Origin of the sequence: Variovorax sp. V35 (assembly GCF_041154465.1) — a bacterium.
Taxonomy (GTDB): Bacteria; Pseudomonadota; Gammaproteobacteria; order Burkholderiales; family Burkholderiaceae_C; genus Variovorax; species Variovorax boronicumulans.
The window spans coordinates 3595997-3611046 of record NZ_AP028666.1 but is presented as its reverse complement, the minus strand read 5'-3'; the positions used below and the strand labels follow the sequence as shown (position 1 = coordinate 3611046).

Genomic DNA, 15050 nt, shown 5'->3' with positions numbered 1-15050 from the left:
CACGGGCGTCAGCCGCTTCTTTTATCTAGAACATTTCAATGAAAATCGCGATCGTGGGCGCCGGCATCGTCGGCGTCACCACCGCCTGGGAACTGGTTTCCGACGGCCATGAAGTGAGCGTGTTCGAGCGCCGCGGCGCCGCCGCCGAAGAGGCCAGCTTCGCCAACGCCGGCGTGGTCGCGCCGGGTTATGTCACGCCGTGGGCCGCACCGGGCATGCGCGGCAAGGTGCTGCGCTCGCTGCTGTCTTCGCACGGCGCCATCAAGCTGCGCTGGCCGCTGAGTTCGCGCGACCTCGGCTGGATGTCGCGCTGGCAGAAGGCCTGCAAGCTCGAGACCTACCTGGCCAACCGCGCCCGCATGCAACGGCTGGCTTTCTACAGCCGCACCCGGCTGCACGCAGTGACCGAAGCGCGCGAGCTGAGCTACGAACGCAGCGACGGCTACCTGGTGCTGCTGCGCTCCAAGCGCGAGAAAAAACTGGTGCAGCCCGGGCTGGAGGTGCTGCGCTCGGCCGGCAGCGTATTCCGCGAGATCGATGCCGACGAGGCCCGCCTGATCGAGCCCGCGCTCAACCCCGACACCCCGCTGGCAGGCGCCATCCACCTGCCGGAAGACGAGGTCGCGAACTGCCGCCAGTTCGCGCTACTGCTCAAGTGGGAAGCCGAGGCTTTGGGCGCGCAGTTCCATTTCAGCTGCGACATCGCGCCCTTGAGCCGTACTGCACCCACCTCGCTGACGCTGGCCAGCGGCTCGGACGCGCTGCAGTTCGACGCCATCGTGGTCTGCGCCGGGCTGTCGTCCGCCGCGCTGCTGCGCCCGCTGGGACTGCGCATTCCGCTGGCGCCGGTCTACGGCCACTCGGTCAGCGCCCCGGTGCGCGAGCCACTCAACGCGCCGCGCAGCGCGGTGATGGACGAACGCTACAAGGTCGCCATCTCCCGCCTGGGCCAGCGCGTGCGCGTGGCCGGCAGCGCCGAGATCGGCGGCTCGCCCGACGCCATGAGCCCGGCCGCGATCCAGACGCTCTACAAGGTGCTGCACGACTGGTTTCCGGGCGCTGCCACGTTGCAGTCGGGCATCCAGCAATGGAAAGGCGCCCGGCCTATGCTGCCCGACGGCCCGCCGGTGCTGGGCGCCAGCGGCATTCCCGGCGTGTGGCTCAACCTGGGCCACGGCTCGAGCGGCTGGGCGCTGTCGTGCGGCAGCGCACGCGTGCTGGGCGACCTGATCTCAGGGCAAGACCCCGGCATCGACCTCGAAGGCCTGGGGATCGAGCGGCTCAGTCTTTAGGACCCCAGCGGCGCAGTTGCTCGGGGGTGGCCGGTTTTTCCATCGGCAGTTCGGGCCGGGGCGCCCAGCGTTGGGCGATCAACCCCAGGATCGCCGGTGCGATCAGCCCGAAGAACACCAGCACCAGCAGGTCCAGGCCCAGCATCAGCCACTGCGTACCGGACCCTGCCTCGACCGGCACGTCGAGCCACCGGATCACGCCGATGCCATAGCCCACGCCCAGGGCCCAGGCGACGTCACGCAGCGGCACCCGGCGCAACAGCTCGGCCAGCAGGAACAGCCCCCACACCACGATCAGCAGGCCGACCGCCCAGACCACGCCAGCGATCGTCGCTGCGGCCGTGCCAACGAAGCCGGCCAGGCACGCCAGCAGCAGAACCAGCAACCAGCCGAAGGTCTTGAGCGTCATCGGTCGATGATAGGAGGCGCGGTGTCGGCGGCACAATGGCTCGATGCATCGCATCACGTCCGCCAGCGCCGCCGACCTGTTCGACATCGCCGCCACGCGTCGCATCGAGCAGGCAGCAGCCTCCGCCCTTCCCCCTCATACGCTGATGCAGCGCGCCGGCCTCGCTGCCGCACGGCTCGCGATGGCGCTCGCGCCGCACGCGCGAACGATCTGGATCGCCTGCGGCCCAGGGAACAACGGCGGCGATGGCTTCGAAGCCGCGGCGCAACTGCGGCATCGCGGCTTCTTTCCGGTCGTCACCTTCGTGGGCGATGAAGGCCGGCTGCCACCGGATGCCAAGGCGTCGCTGCAGCGTGCGCGCGATGCGGGCGTCACCTTCGCTTCGGCGCCACCATCGAGCTTCGAGCTGGCGGTGGATGCGCTGCTCGGCATCGGATCGACCCGCCCGCCGTCGGGCGCAATGGCCGAATGGCTTGCGCGGATGCACACGGACGCACCACCGGTGCTCAGCCTCGACGTGCCCTCGGGCCTCGACGCCGACACCGGCATGCTGGCCTCCAACACAGATCAAGCATCGGCATCGGTCCGCACCACCCTCACCTTCCTCACGCTGAAACCCGGCTTGTTCACGGCGCAAGGCCGCGACGCAGCCGGCACGGTGTGGTTCGACGACCTGGGCTGCAGCGCTTTCGTCCAGGAGCGACCGACGGCCCGCCTCGCAGGCACGCCCGATATCCAGCCGCGCACCCACGCCTCGCACAAGGGCAGCTACGGCGATGTCGCGGTAATCGGCGGTGCCTCGGGCATGGCCGGCGCCGCCCTGCTCGCCGGCTCGGCCGCGCTCCATGCGGGCGCAGGACGCGTGTTCGTCGGATTGCTCGATCCCCGCGCAGCGCCGGTCGACACCTCGCAGCCCGAGCTGATGCTGCGCGACGCCCACGCGTTGGACCTCGCGGGCATGACGGTCGTGTGCGGCTGCGGGGGCGGCGATGCCGTGCGCGAGCTGCTGCCGCGCGTGCTGTCGACGGCCGCCGCGCTGCTGCTCGACGCCGATGCACTCAACGCCATCGCCGCCGATCCGTCACTTCAGGCGCAGCTGATCGCGCGAGGCCAGGCTGGTGCGCCCACCGTGCTCACGCCACACCCATTGGAAGCCGCACGCCTGCTCGGAGACACGACGGGTGGCGTGCAAGCCAACCGCCTGGCCGCGGCCCGTGCGCTGGCGTCGCGCTTCGGCGCGGTGACAGTGCTCAAGGGTTCTGGAACAGTGATTGCCGATGCGGGCGACGAGCCGCCGGTCATCAATCCGACCGGCAATGCCCGCCTCGCCACCGCAGGCACCGGCGATGTGCTCGCCGGCACGATCGGCGCGGCACTCGCGATGCGCCGCCCCGCATTCGAGGCGGCATGCGAGGCCGTCTGGCAGCACGGCCGCATCGCCGACCTGTGGCCGGCCGATGCGGCCCCGCTCACGGCGGACTCGCTGGCCCGCCGCGCGCCCGACTGAGCGCAGGACTCAGCCGCGCCCGACGAAAGGCATCTTCGTGGCCATGATGGTGTGGAAGAGCACGTTGGCTTCCAGCGGCAGGTTCGCCATGTAGAGCACCGACTGGCCGACGATCTTGACGTCGATCAGCGGTTCGATCGCGAGTTCGCCGTTGGCCTGCGGCACGCCCGTGGCCATGCGCGCGGCCAACTCGGTCATGGCATTGCCCACGTCCACCTGCCCCACCGCGATGTCGTACTTGCGGCCGTCGAGCGAGGCGGTCTTGGTCAGGCCTTCGACCGCGTGCTTGGTCGAGGTGTAGGCGGCGGAATTCGGCCGCGGCGTGGTCGCCGAGATCGACCCGTTGTTGATGATGCGGCCGCCTCGCGGCGTCTGCGCCTTCATCGTGCGGAAGGCCTGCTGGATGCAGAAGAACATGCCGGTGAGGTTGATGTCCACCACGCCCTTCCACTGCTCGGGCGTCCAGTCCTCGAACGGTCCCGGCGGGTTGCCCACGCCGGCGTTGTTGAACAGCAGGTCGACGCGCCCGAAGCGTTCGACCGTGGCGCCGAACAGCGCCTGCACCGAGTCGGCATTGGCCACGTCGGTAGGCACCGCGAAGGCGCGCGCACCGGCGCCCGATTCTTCCGCCACCTGTTCCAGCGGCTCGAGGCGGCGCCCCGCAAGAGCCACGCTCCAGCCGTCCGCCAGCAGAGCCAGCGCGGCCGCGCGGCCGATGCCCGACCCCGCGCCCGTGACGATCGCGATGCGGCCCTTGTTGTTTTCCACGCTCATGCTTCAAGTCTCCTTTTCAACTGATCCATACACACGGTAAATAAACCGGTAGTGTGCACGGCACGTCTTATCCGCGGCGGGGCTTGCGGCCCTTGCCCTGCATCTTGTTGGCGGCTTTCTTCACCGCCGACTTGAAGGCCTGCATGGCCGATTGCGGACCGGCGGGCACCGCGGCAGCGCCGCCGCCACCGTGCTCCGATCGCGACTCGCCACCGGCTTCCGCCTTGTGGCGGGAGCTTCGCTTGGCCGACGCCTTCACCGGCGCGCCACCCTTGTCCTTCATGGCGCGCGAGGTCAGGTCTTCGCCTTCGCGCACCAGGCGGAAGTCGATCTTGCGGCCATCGAGGTCGACGCGGCTCACCTGCACCCGCACCCGCGTGCCGATGGCGTAGCGGATGCCGGTGCGCTCGCCACGCAACTCCTGGCGCATCTCGTCGAACTTGAAGTACTCGCCGCCCAGCTCGGTGATATGGACCAGGCCCTCGACGTACATCGCATCGAGCGTGACGAAGATGCCGAAGGTGGTGGCCGCGGTGACCACGCCGCCGTATTCCTCGCCGAGGTGCTCGCGCATGTATTTGCACTTGAGCCAGGCCTCGACGTCGCGGCTGGCCTCGTCGGCGCGGCGCTCGTTGGCGCTGCAATGCAGGCCCGCCGCTTCCCATGCCAGCACTTCCTTGGTCGGCGCGATCGTGGCTTTCTGCGGCTTGGTCGTTGGCGCTTTCACGCGCGAAGCCAGGCGCTTGGCCAGCTTGGCATGCGCTTCGCCGGGCGTCGGCAGCATCGGCAACTGGTAGCGCGTCTTGCCGAGGATCGCCTTGATCACGCGGTGCACCAGCAGGTCGGGATAGCGCCGGATCGGGCTCGTGAAGTGCGTGTATGCCTCGTAGGCCAGGCCAAAGTGGCCGCTGTTGAACGGCGTGTAGATCGCCTGCTGCATCGAGCGCAGCAGCATGGTGTGGATCTGCTGCGAGTCGGGACGCTCCTTGGTGGCTTCGGCGATCGCCTGGAACTCACCGGGACGCGGATCGTCGGTGATGCTCAGGCCCACGCCCATGGCCTTCAGGTAGCCACGCAGGATTTCTTTCTTCTCGGGCGTCGGGCCTTCGTGCACACGGAACAGGCCCGGGTGCTTGCCTTCGGCGATGAAGTCAGCGCTGCAGACGTTGGCGGCCAGCATCGCCTCTTCGATGATCTTGTGCGCCTCGTTGCGCGTGCGCGGCACGATCTTCTCGATGCGGCCGGCGTCGTCGCAGATGATCTGCGTCTCGGTGGTTTCGAAGTCGACCGCGCCGCGCTTGCCGCGCTGCTTGAGCAGGGCCTTGTAGACGTCGGCGAGGTTCAGCAGGTCCTTGACGCGGTCCTTGCGTTTCGCAGCTTCGGGCCCGCGTGTGTTGCCCAGGATGGCGGCGACTTCGGTGTACGTGAAGCGCGCATGGCTGAACATCACGGCCGGATAGAACTGGTAGGCGTAGATCTCGCCGTCGGCCGCAACCAGCATGTCGCACACCATGCACAGGCGCTCGACCTCGGGGTTGAGCGAGCACAGGCCGTTCGACAGCTTCTCGGGCAGCATCGGGATCACGCGGCGCGGGAAGTAGACGCTGGTGGCGCGGTCGTACGCATCGATGTCGATGGCCGAGCCGGTCTGCACATAAGCACTGACGTCGGCGATGGCGACCAGCAGGCGCCAGCCCTTGCCGCGGCCCACCTTAGCGGGCTCGCAGTACACGGCGTCGTCGAAGTCGCGGGCGTCTTCGCCGTCGATGGTGACGAGCGGCACGTCGGTGAGGTCGATGCGGCCCTTCTTGTCGGCGGGGCGCACCTTCTCGGGCAGGGCCTTGGCCTGCGCCAGGCACTCCGCGGAAAACTCATGCGGCACGCCGTACTTGCGCACGGCGATCTCGATTTCCATGCCGGGGTCGTCGATCTCACCCAGCACTTCTTTCACCCGGCCCACGGGCTGGCCGAACAAGGCCGGCGGCTCGGTGAGCTGGACGACCACCACCTGGCCGACCTTGGCGGGACCGGTCGCGCCCTTCGGGATCAGGACGTCCTGGCCGTAGCGCTTGTCTTCTGGTGCAACGAGCCAGATCCCGCCTTCGTGCAACAGGCGGCCGATGATGGGCTGCTCGGGCCGCTCGACGATCTCGACCACGCGCCCCTCGGGGCGGCCGCGACGGTCCTGTCGCACGATGCGCGCCTTGACGCGATCCTTGTGCAGCACCGCGCGCATCTCGTTCGGTGGCAGGTAGATGTCTGCCTCGCCGTCGTCGCGTTGCACGAAGCCGTGCCCGTCGCGATGTCCTTGAACAGTTCCTTCGATTTCATCCAACAAGCTGCTGGAAGTGACATTATTTTTGATATGATCTCCTTCTTTCCTGAAATTCAAAACGTGGCTGCTTCTGCAGTCATGTGGGCCCAGATGGCGGAATTGGTAGACGCACTAGTTTCAGGTACTAGCGAGTAACATCGTGGAGGTTCGAGTCCTCTTCTGGGCACCAAGTTTAAACAGACCTTTACCAGGTCATCCGATTGAAGCCACCGGTCTCCGGTGGCTTTTTTCATGGCCGCTCGAAACTGCATCAAACGGGCGACGCGATCGTCAGATCACGCCCCTCGACGCCGGCCATGCACGCACGATCACACCCACCCGCCTTCGGCAGGACATCCGCCGCACGAGCGATGTCGCGCAGAAGTTGAAATTTCGACACGCTCAAAAGAGCGCGCCAAATTTGTGTATATAATCGTAGTCTTTGCTGAGAAGCAAAATCAGCCCAGATGGCGGAATTGGTAGACGCACTAGTTTCAGGTACTAGCGAGTAACATCGTGGAGGTTCGAGTCCTCTTCTGGGCACCAAGATTGAACAGACCCTTACCAGGTCTTCTGAAAAAAGCCACCGGCCTCCGGTGGCTTTTTTCTTGGCCGTTTGAATCAGGCGCATCAAACGGGCAACGCGATCAGGTCGTGGCCTTCGGCGCCCACGATGCGTGCACGCGTGAACTCGCCGACCTTCATCGTCTTGCTGATCTTCTCGGGTGGCAGGAGGCGAACAGTGCCGTCGATTTCCGGTGCATCGGCGTACGTACGCCCCACCCCACCCTTGCGGCCCAGTGCCGGCGCTGAATCAACCAGCACCTGCATCGTCGAGCCGATGCGCTTTTGCAGCTTGGCGATCGACACGGCCTCGGCCACTTCCATGAAGCGGGCGCGGCGCGCTTCGCGCTCGGCCTCGGGCAGCATGCCCGGAATGTCATTGGCAGTAGCACCCTCGACCGGGCTGTAGGCAAAGCAGCCGGCACGATCGATCTCGGCTTCGCGGATGAAGTCGAGCAGGTGCTCGAACTCTTGCTCCGTCTCGCCCGGAAAGCCGGCGATGAAGGTGCTGCGGATCACGAGTTCGGGGCAGACCTCGCGCCAGCGTGCGATCCGCTCCAGATTCTTCTCGCCGCTGGCCGGCCGCTTCATGCGCTTGAGCACGTCGGGGTGGCTGTGCTGCAGCGGCACGTCCAGGTACGGCAGCACCAGGCCGCTCGCCATCAACGGAATGATTTCGTCGACGCTCGGATACGGGTACACGTAGTGCAGGCGCACCCAGGCGCCATACGGCTCGGCAATTTCGCCCAGCGTGCGCACGAGTTCGAGCATGCGGGTCTTGACCGGCTTGCCATCCCAGAAGCCGGTGCGGTACTTCACGTCGACGCCGTAGGCCGAGGTGTCCTGGCTGATCACCAGCAGCTCTTTCACGCCGCCCTCGAACAAGGCCTTGGCTTCGCTGAGCACATCGCCCACCGGACGCGAGACCAGGTCGCCGCGCATCGAGGGAATGATGCAGAAGGTGCAACGGTGATTGCAGCCTTCGCTGATCTTCAGGTAGGCGTAGTGCCGCGGCGTCAGCTTGAGACCGGCCACCCCGAAGGTGTTCGGCACGAGATCGATGAACGGATCGTGCGGCTTCGGCAGGTTGGCGTGCACGGCATCCATCACCTCCTGCGTGGCATGCGGGCCGGTGACGGCCAGCACGCTGGGGTGCATCTGGCGCACGAGGTTGCCGCCTTGGTCGCCGGTCTTGGCGCCCAGACAGCCAGTGACGATCACACGGCCGTTCTCGGCGAGCGCTTCGCCGATGGTGTCCAGGCTTTCCTTCACGGCATCGTCGATGAAGCCGCAGGTGTTGACGATGACGAGGTCGGCGCCCTCGAAAGTCTTGGCGGTTTGATATCCCTCGGCACTCAGCTGGGTCAGAATCAATTCGGAATCGGTCAAGGCCTTGGGGCAACCAAGGCTGACGAAGCCGACCTTGGGGGCGGTCGGCGTGACGGTACGTTCAGGGGAGGCAACTTCGCTCATAGGCCTCTATTGTCCCAGCTATCGGTGACAGCGGGGCATTCATCGGGCAGTCACCCCATTCGGGCGGGCCGCCGCGCGGCGCTCAGGGGCGCTTGATGCCAAAGGCGCCCAGCACCTGCTCGGTGTTTTTCTGCATCTGCTCCTGCATCTGCAGGAAGACGTTCTTCGATTGCTCGACGTAGTTACCCATCAGCCCCTGGATCATCGGCGACTGCATGGTCATGAAACGCGACCACATCTCGGGCGTCAGGCCCTCAGCCTTTTCGGCGAGCTGGGCCTGCATCTCGGTCATGGCCTGGATGTTCTTCTCGAGGTAGGGGCCCATGTAGCCCTGCATGGCCTGGCCGTAGAAACGGATGATGTTGGCCAGCACCTGCTCGGTGAACATCGGCGCGCCACCAGCTTCTTCTTCCAGAATGATCTGCAGCAGGATGCTGCGCGTGAGGTCGTCGCCGGTCTTGGCGTCGCGCACCACGAACTGCGCGTTCTTGATGACCAGTTGCTTGACCTCGGTCAGCGTGATGTACGTGGATGTCTCCGTGTCGTAGAGCCGTCGGTTGGGGTACTTCTTGATCACACGCTGGACCGGCTTCACCCCGGACTTCTTGCTCTGCACTACAGACTCCTTCACATGGACGCCCATGTCATCGGATGATTCTAGGGAGCGGTTTTGCTGCATCGCGACAAGGTTTACCCTGACCGTGATTCTTCTTCAGGCGTCCGACGCGGTCGCGTACTCGGCACCGCACGCATGACACGCTGCAGTTTCGGGACGCTCCGGGGTCGACAGCCTGAAACGCAGCGGGATCTTCTGCCCGTAGACCACCCAGCACCGGGGGCAATGCTCCTGCCCCGCCGTCGGAAGATAGGCGCGTGCGCGCTGCTCGGCGCGCTCCTCGGTCACCGGCATGCCCTGTCGTTGCGCACGCGCCACTTCGCGTGCGGCCATGGTGTCGGCACGGCCGGCGGCAAGGTCATTGATGCCGTAGACCGCGCGCGCGAATTCAAGAGGGGCTTGCTTGAGCAATGCGGCCACGCGGTGGTCGGCGTGCGCCCGATCAACTGGCGTTGATCGCGTATTCATCAGATCGCTTATCAAGGAAATTCGAGGAGGTTGGCAGACCACTCAAGGTAGCACAACCACATGGCGCCAGGGCCTTGCCTGCACCGCGCGAAGGGCTGCCCGCGAAAGGTTTTTTTGCTTGCGCCGATCGCTCATGGCGACCGGGCGAATCCAGAGACAAACACGTCGTCCAAACGACGAACGGGTTGCAGCGAAATCGCTGCAACCCGTGTTTGAATTTGGTAGGCGCGATTGGATTCGAACCAACGACCCCCACCATGTCAAGGTGGTGCTCTAACCAACTGAGCTACGCGCCTAAGAGAAGCATCGAGTATAGCAGGAGAAATGGCCCTTTTCAGCGCCGACGTGCAGATCGCACACCAGTCACTGCAGTCACCACACTCAACACCTGCGTCAAACGCGCGGCATCGGCGATTTCCACGGTGAACGTCATCCACGCCGTGCCCTTGATCGACTGCGTCTGCACGCCGATCACGTTCATCTTCTCGCGTGCGAACACATCGGAAATATCGCGCAGCAAACCCTGACGGTCGGCCGCTTCCACCGCCACGTCGACTGCATAGACCGGCGCATCGGCGCCCTTCTTCGGCAGGCCCCATTCGACATCGATCACGCGTTCGCCGTCCTTCGCGGCCATCGTGCGGAAGTTGCTGCAATCCGCGCGATGCACGCTGACGCCATGGCCGCGCGTGACGAAGCCACGGATCGCATCCGGCGGCGCCGGCTTGCAGCACTTGGCGAGCTGCGTCATCAGCGACGACACGCCCACCACGAGCACGCCGCCCTTGCCCGACTTCTCGCTGCCGCGCGCCTTCTTGATCTGCACGCCGTCGTCAGGGTTCAGCGCCGGCTCGGGCGGACGCAGCAGCGTCTCGATGTTGCGCAGCGAAAACTCGTCCTTGCCGACCACCTCGAACAGATGGTCCGCCGACTTGAAGCCGAGCTGCGACGCCAGGTCTTCGAGCCGCATGGCCGTCTTGCCTTCGCGCTGCAGCAGCTTCTCGACGGCTTCGCGTCCACGCGCCACGGTCTCGTGCGTGATCTGTGCGTTGAACCAGGCACGCACCTTGGCGCGTGCGCGGTGGCTCGCGAGATAACCCAGCTCCGCATTCAGCCAGTCGCGCGACGGCCCGCCTTCCTTGGCCGCCATGATCTCGACCGTCTGCCCGTTCGACAGCGGCGTGTTCAGCGGCACCATCGCGCCATCGACACGCGCACCGCGGCAGCGATGGCCCAGCGTCGTGTGCACCGTGTAGGCGAAGTCGACCGGCGTGGCGCCCTGCGGCAACTCGACGATGGCGGCATCGGGCGTGAGTACATAGATGCGGTCGTCGAACAGCCCCTGCCCCTGCAACCCGCCCGACAGGTCGCGCTCCCAGGCCAGCAGCTGGCGCAGCACGGCGATCTTGGCGTCGTACTCACCGCTCGCCCAGACGCCGGCGTAGCCCTTGTGGCCCGCTTCCTTGTAGGCCCAGTGCGCCGCGACGCCATGCTCGGCGTGGTCGTGCATTTCCTCGGTGCGGATCTGGATCTCGATGGGCTTGCCCACCTTGCCGTCGACGATCTCGCGCACCACCGTGTGCAGCGACTGGTAGCCGTTGGGCTTGGGCCGTGCGATGTAGTCGTCGAACTCTTCGTCGATGGGCTGGAAGTGCGAGTGCACCCAGGCCAGCGCGGCGTAGCAGTCCTTCACGTCCGGCACCACCACGCGCAGCGCGAGGATGTCGAAGACCTGCTCGAAATCGAGCGACTTGCCGCGCATCTTCTTGACGATGCTGTAGATGTTCTTCGGGCGTCCCTGCACCGTGGCCTTGACGCCTTCGGCCTGCAGTTCGTGCTCCAGCTGCGAGCGCAACTGCTCGACATGGCCTTCGCGCTCGATGCGCTTCTCGTCGAGCAGGCGTGCGATCAGCTTGTAGGTTTCGGGCTCGAGAAAGCGGAACGAGAGATCTTCGATCTCCCACTTCACCTGCCAGATGCCCAGCCGGTTCGCGAGCGGTGCAAACACCTGCAGCGACTCGCGCGCCACGCTTTCGGGCGCGGGCTGCTTGCTGGCCGCCGCGTGCCGCAGCGTCTGCAGCCGCGAGGCCAGCCGCAGCATGACCACGCGCAGGTCGCGCGAAAACGCCAGCAGCATCTTGCGCACGTTCTCTGTCTGCGCGCCGGCGCCTTCGGCGTGATGCCCTTGCGAGGCCGTGCGCGCCTGCTCCTGCACGCGCACGAGCTTGGTGGTCTCGACCGCGAGCGCCGCGAAGTTGTCGCCGAAAACCTTGGCGATCACTTCCTGCGGACGGTTCAGGTGCTGGCACGAGTACACGAGGTAGCTCGCGGCCTGCATCGCCTCGGAGCCGCCCATCTTCGCGACGATGGCGGCCACGGCATCGGCGTGCGCCAGCGTGTTCTCGCCGGTGTCGAGCTTTTCGTCGGCAATCAGCGGTTCGGCGAACGCACGGGCGCGCGCCAGCATGTTCTCCATGACCGGCGAGCGGTCGGCCGTGGCGGCCGACAGCGGGTAATCGACCATGACGCCGTCGGACAGGGGTGCCGTCTGAAGGTTCGCAGACTCTCGCTTCACGATGCCCTCAATCGAACAGGAAATTCGTGACGACGGCGACCTGTGCGGGATCGACGAAAGTCGGCGCGTGCCCCACGCCCTCGAACTCGACGAGCGTGGCACGCGGCCCGCGCTGCGTCATCGCGGCCGCCGTTTCGGGCGACAGCAGGTCGGACGCCGCGCCGCGCGTGAGCAGCGCGCGCGCCTCGATGGCGTCGTACAGGCTCCACATCACCGCCCCGCCCTGCGCCGCGATCTCGGGCGTGATGGCCCGCAACGGCACGCCGATGGCCGGGTCGTAGTGCAGCACCCAGGCGCCCTCGCCCACCGGGCCGGCACTGGCGGTCTTGGCGGCACCGTCGACGCTGCGCTCAGAAGCCGGCACCACCATGTGCTGCGACAGCGCGCGCCACTGCTCGGGCGTGTGCGGCCCGAACGTGGTCGACAGGGCCCACATCGCGTCGGCCGCGGCCTGCACGCTCGGAAACTGGCCACTCTTGCCCACATAAGCGCCGATGCGCTGGATGGCGGCGGGCTCGACCGTGGGGCCGACATCGTTCGCGACGAAGCGGCGAATGGGCCGTGGCAGCGGCAGCTCCTTGTGGCCGGCCAGCACGAAGCCGATCAGCCCGCCCATGCTGGTGCCGACGTAGTCGAGCGTGTCGATGGGATGCTCGCCGTGCAACTGCGCGATCAGCGCCACCATGTCGGCGGCGTACACAGGCACTTGATAGAAAGCAGGGTCGCGCAGCCAGTCGCTGCGGCCGCGCCCGACCACGTCGGGACAGACCACACGCACGTCGCCGCCCGCGCGCGCCACGATAGCTTGCGCGAGCACGTCGAAATCGCGCCCCTGCCGGGTCAGCCCGTGCACGCAGACCACGACATGTGCGCTGTGCGCGTCGCCCCATTGCCAATAGGCCATGCGGTGACCGCCCTGGGCGTCGTTGCAGGCCACGTCGTGAAGGGTCGGTTCTGTCATGGAAACGGAGGGGTTCGGGTGCGGATAATGGTCTCGTTGCATCCTAATTCATCCGGAGATTGATCTTCATGCTCAAAGGCAAAACCGCGCTTGTCACGGGGTCCACCAGTGGCATTGGCTTCGCCATCGCCAAGGCGTTGGCCCAACAGGGCGCACACATCGTGCTCAACGGCTTCGGCGACGCCGACACCCCAAAGACCCAGATCGAGGCGCTCGGCGTGCGTGCCGAGTACCACGGGGCCGACATGAGCAAGCCCGACCAGATCGAGGACATGATGAAGTTCGCGGCGTCGAAGTTCGGCCGTGTCGACATCCTCGTCAACAACGCCGGCATCCAGCACGTCGCCAAGGTCGAGGACTTCCCGACCGAACGTTGGGACGCGATCCTCGCCATCAACCTCACGAGCGCCTTCCACACGACGCGTCTGGCGATCCCCGCGATGCGCGAGGCCAACTGGGGCCGCATCATCAACGTGGCGTCGGCGCACGGGCTCGTGGCCTCGGCGCAGAAGTCGGCCTATGTCGCGGCCAAGCACGGCATCGTCGGCCTGACCAAGTCGGTGGCGCTCGAAACCGCCACCACCGGCGTCACCTGCAACGCGATCTGCCCGGGCTGGGTGCTCACGGCGCTGGTGCAAAAGCAGATCGACGACCGCGCGGCCCGCGAAGGCATTTCGGCCCTCCAGGCGCAGAACGAATTGCTGGGGGAAAAGCAGCCCTCGCTGCAGTTCACGACGGTCGAGCAACTGGGCGGGCTGGCCGTCTTCCTGAGCTCTCCCGCGGCCGATCAGGTGCGGGGCGTCGCCTGGGCCATGGATGGCGGCTGGACGGCTCAGTAAATAAATAGAGAGATACGGAAGACGCCGGCGGCATCGGCCCGCCGGCGCCGTGCGCTTCTTACTTGAGCTGCACCGAGCCGGAGACGTTCACGACCACGCTGGTCTTGCCCGCTTCCACCGGCACGGCCGAATCGGCGGCCGAGAACGACTTGGCCTGCATGGCCATCACGCGCGGGCGGATCGGGCCGCTGTCGTTCGCGTTCACCGACACCTCGCGCAGCGTGTAGCCGCCGAAGCCGAAGCCCTTGGCCAGCTCGCCTGCCTTCTGCTTGAAGTTGTCGATGGCGATGTTCTGCGCCTCGGTCTCGGTCTTGGCGCGCTGTTCGCGGCTCAGGCCGAAACCGACGTTGCCCACGCTGAGCGTGCTGATGCGCCCGGCCGTCTGGGTGATGCGCGCGAAATCGCGGCCTTCGAGCACGAGTTCGGTCGAACCCTGCCAGCCGTTGATCTTGCCGTCCTTGGTGTAGCGCGGCGAAAGGCTGAAGTTGCCGGTGCGCACGTCGAGCTGGCCCGGCTGCGCGTTCTTCTTGGCCTCGGCCAGCGCGGCATCGAGCGCCGTCTTGAGCTGGGTCTGCACGGTGCCCGCCTCGGCGGCGTCGCGCGTGGTGACAAGGGTCATGCTCAGCAGGTCTTGCTGAACTTCGACGGTGCCGGAGGCCGACAGCTGGAGCACGTTTTGTGGAGCAGGCATGACGGCATTCTGGGCCAAGGCGGCGCCGGCAAAGGTCAGCGCGGCGCAGGCCGCGATCAATTGAACAGTCTTCAAGACAGATTTCTCCCTGGTGGATGCGAGGAAAAGCCCTCGCCCGCGCCTTCTTCTTCAGTGGCGCAGGCTGCGCGGCGCGGTTTGCGGACTGGCGACGGGCTGCGGTACCGGCACGATGCGCTCGGCAGGCTGTGATTCTGCCGAATTCAGAAGAACACCCGTTCCCGCAGGCACCCACTGCCCCCGGACCTGCTGCCTCAACTCGAAGAGTTCGCCCGCCGTGAGACGGCGCCCCGCCAGCGCTTCGCCGCGGCGCTGCTCTTCCCGCTGGGCCGCCCGGTGCGCGGCCACGGCATCGCGCACTTCGCTGCGGCGCCCTTCACTGACCCGCAAAAACCCTTCGGAAGCGACGGACGTCGCACCACAGGCGCATGCGAAAAAAAGCAGAGGCAAGGCAGAAAAAGAAGGTCTCATCGCGCAATCGTCATAAGGCAGCACGGACTGTGCCACCGCCGGGCAAAGCCCGGATGACCAGACGGCGAGCGGCCGCAA

General features: G+C 66.4%; 13 protein-coding genes and 3 tRNA genes. 5 read left to right on the top strand and 11 right to left on the bottom strand.

What is annotated here, in order from left to right; all coding sequences use genetic code 11:
- Positions 1 to 38: 38 nt before the first annotated feature.
- Positions 39 to 1292: a D-amino acid dehydrogenase gene (locus tag ACAM42_RS16695; protein WP_369632684.1), complete on the top strand. Its 1254-nt coding sequence runs from the start codon at positions 39 to 41 to the stop codon at positions 1290 to 1292.
- Here the strand turns inward: ACAM42_RS16695 and ACAM42_RS16690 are convergent.
- Positions 1282 to 1701, bottom strand: coding sequence for a hypothetical protein (locus ACAM42_RS16690; protein WP_369632683.1), 420 nt, complete (start codon positions 1699 to 1701; stop codon positions 1282 to 1284). The two genes, ACAM42_RS16695 and ACAM42_RS16690, sit on opposite strands and share 11 nt — an antisense overlap.
- A 43-nt stretch (positions 1702 to 1744) precedes the next feature.
- On the opposite strand from ACAM42_RS16690, the gene ACAM42_RS16685 reads away from it, so the two are divergent.
- Entirely contained in the window at positions 1745 to 3208 is a 1464-nt protein-coding gene (locus tag ACAM42_RS16685) for an NAD(P)H-hydrate dehydratase (protein ID WP_369632682.1), read from the top strand.
- A gap of 9 nt (positions 3209 to 3217) precedes the next feature.
- Here ACAM42_RS16685 and ACAM42_RS16680 read toward each other — a convergent pair whose 3' ends face one another.
- Positions 3218 to 3982 carry an SDR family oxidoreductase gene (locus tag ACAM42_RS16680; RefSeq protein WP_062471631.1) on the bottom strand — a complete coding sequence of 255 codons (765 nt, stop codon included), beginning with the start codon at positions 3980 to 3982 and terminating at the stop codon, positions 3218 to 3220.
- Between the two features lie 67 nt (positions 3983 to 4049).
- The gene (rnr, locus tag ACAM42_RS16675) at positions 4050 to 6320 is read right to left on the bottom strand and encodes a ribonuclease R (protein ID WP_369632681.1); all 2271 of its coding nucleotides are present in this window, start codon (positions 6318 to 6320) and stop codon (positions 4050 to 4052) included.
- An 81-nt stretch (positions 6321 to 6401) separates the two neighbouring features.
- On the opposite strand from rnr, the gene ACAM42_RS16670 reads away from it, so the two are divergent.
- Positions 6402 to 6486 (top strand) — tRNA-Leu (locus ACAM42_RS16670).
- A 271-nt stretch (positions 6487 to 6757) separates the two neighbouring features.
- A tRNA-Leu gene (locus tag ACAM42_RS16665) sits at positions 6758 to 6842 on the top strand.
- An 84-nt stretch (positions 6843 to 6926) separates the two neighbouring features.
- On the opposite strand, the gene rimO is transcribed toward ACAM42_RS16665, so the two are convergent.
- The 6 genes from rimO to ACAM42_RS16635 all read right to left on the bottom strand — a co-directional run bounded on the left by rimO (position 6927) and on the right by ACAM42_RS16635 (position 12953).
- Positions 6927 to 8333, bottom strand: coding sequence for a 30S ribosomal protein S12 methylthiotransferase RimO (gene rimO / locus ACAM42_RS16660; protein ID WP_139704634.1), 1407 nt, complete (start codon positions 8331 to 8333; stop codon positions 6927 to 6929).
- Positions 8334 to 8415: 82 nt separating this feature from the next.
- A complete protein-coding gene (gene phaR, locus ACAM42_RS16655) occupies positions 8416 to 8976 on the bottom strand; it encodes a polyhydroxyalkanoate synthesis repressor PhaR (protein ID WP_062480702.1) in 561 nt (186 codons plus the stop codon).
- Positions 8977 to 9045: 69 nt separating this feature from the next.
- On the bottom strand, positions 9046 to 9369 hold the full coding sequence (locus ACAM42_RS16650; protein ID WP_307693744.1) for a hypothetical protein: 324 nt from the start codon (positions 9367 to 9369) through the stop codon (positions 9046 to 9048).
- Between the two features lie 267 nt (positions 9370 to 9636).
- A tRNA-Val gene (locus ACAM42_RS16645) sits at positions 9637 to 9713 on the bottom strand.
- Positions 9714 to 9751: 38 nt separating this feature from the next.
- Positions 9752 to 11941 carry a bifunctional (p)ppGpp synthetase/guanosine-3',5'-bis(diphosphate) 3'-pyrophosphohydrolase gene (locus ACAM42_RS16640; protein WP_062480706.1) on the bottom strand — a complete coding sequence of 730 codons (2190 nt, stop codon included), beginning with the start codon at positions 11939 to 11941 and terminating at the stop codon, positions 9752 to 9754.
- A gap of 58 nt (positions 11942 to 11999) precedes the next feature.
- Positions 12000 to 12953: an alpha/beta fold hydrolase gene (locus ACAM42_RS16635; protein WP_369632680.1), complete on the bottom strand. Its 954-nt coding sequence runs from the start codon at positions 12951 to 12953 to the stop codon at positions 12000 to 12002.
- A 68-nt stretch (positions 12954 to 13021) separates the two neighbouring features.
- On the opposite strand from ACAM42_RS16635, the gene ACAM42_RS16630 reads away from it, so the two are divergent.
- Positions 13022 to 13792: a 3-hydroxybutyrate dehydrogenase gene (locus tag ACAM42_RS16630; protein ID WP_369632679.1), complete on the top strand. Its 771-nt coding sequence runs from the start codon at positions 13022 to 13024 to the stop codon at positions 13790 to 13792.
- A gap of 58 nt (positions 13793 to 13850) precedes the next feature.
- Here ACAM42_RS16630 and ACAM42_RS16625 read toward each other — a convergent pair whose 3' ends face one another.
- Both ACAM42_RS16625 and ACAM42_RS16620 read right to left on the bottom strand, forming a co-directional pair.
- Positions 13851 to 14558, bottom strand: coding sequence for an SIMPL domain-containing protein (locus ACAM42_RS16625; RefSeq protein ID WP_062480709.1), 708 nt, complete (start codon positions 14556 to 14558; stop codon positions 13851 to 13853).
- A gap of 54 nt (positions 14559 to 14612) precedes the next feature.
- Entirely contained in the window at positions 14613 to 15050 is a 438-nt protein-coding gene (locus ACAM42_RS16620; protein ID WP_223301309.1) for a hypothetical protein, read from the bottom strand.

What these genes read in the sequence shown, in the direction of transcription:
- ACAM42_RS16695 (WP_369632684.1), top strand. Translation starts at nt 39, where the DNA reads ATGAAAATCGCGATCGTGGGCGCCGGCATCGTCGGCGTCACCACCGCC.
- ACAM42_RS16690 (WP_369632683.1), bottom strand. Translation starts at nt 1,701, where the DNA reads ATGACGCTCAAGACCTTCGGCTGGTTGCTGGTTCTGCTGCTGGCGTGC.
- ACAM42_RS16685 (WP_369632682.1), top strand. Translation starts at nt 1,745, where the DNA reads ATGCATCGCATCACGTCCGCCAGCGCCGCCGACCTGTTCGACATCGCC.
- ACAM42_RS16680 (WP_062471631.1), bottom strand. Translation starts at nt 3,982, where the DNA reads ATGAGCGTGGAAAACAACAAGGGCCGCATCGCGATCGTCACGGGCGCG.
- rimO (WP_139704634.1), bottom strand. Translation starts at nt 8,333, where the DNA reads ATGAGCGAAGTTGCCTCCCCTGAACGTACCGTCACGCCGACCGCCCCC.
- phaR (WP_062480702.1), bottom strand. Translation starts at nt 8,976, where the DNA reads ATGGGCGTCCATGTGAAGGAGTCTGTAGTGCAGAGCAAGAAGTCCGGG.
- ACAM42_RS16640 (WP_062480706.1), bottom strand. Translation starts at nt 11,941, where the DNA reads ATGGTCGATTACCCGCTGTCGGCCGCCACGGCCGACCGCTCGCCGGTC.
- ACAM42_RS16635 (WP_369632680.1), bottom strand. Translation starts at nt 12,953, where the DNA reads ATGACAGAACCGACCCTTCACGACGTGGCCTGCAACGACGCCCAGGGC.
- ACAM42_RS16630 (WP_369632679.1), top strand. Translation starts at nt 13,022, where the DNA reads ATGCTCAAAGGCAAAACCGCGCTTGTCACGGGGTCCACCAGTGGCATT.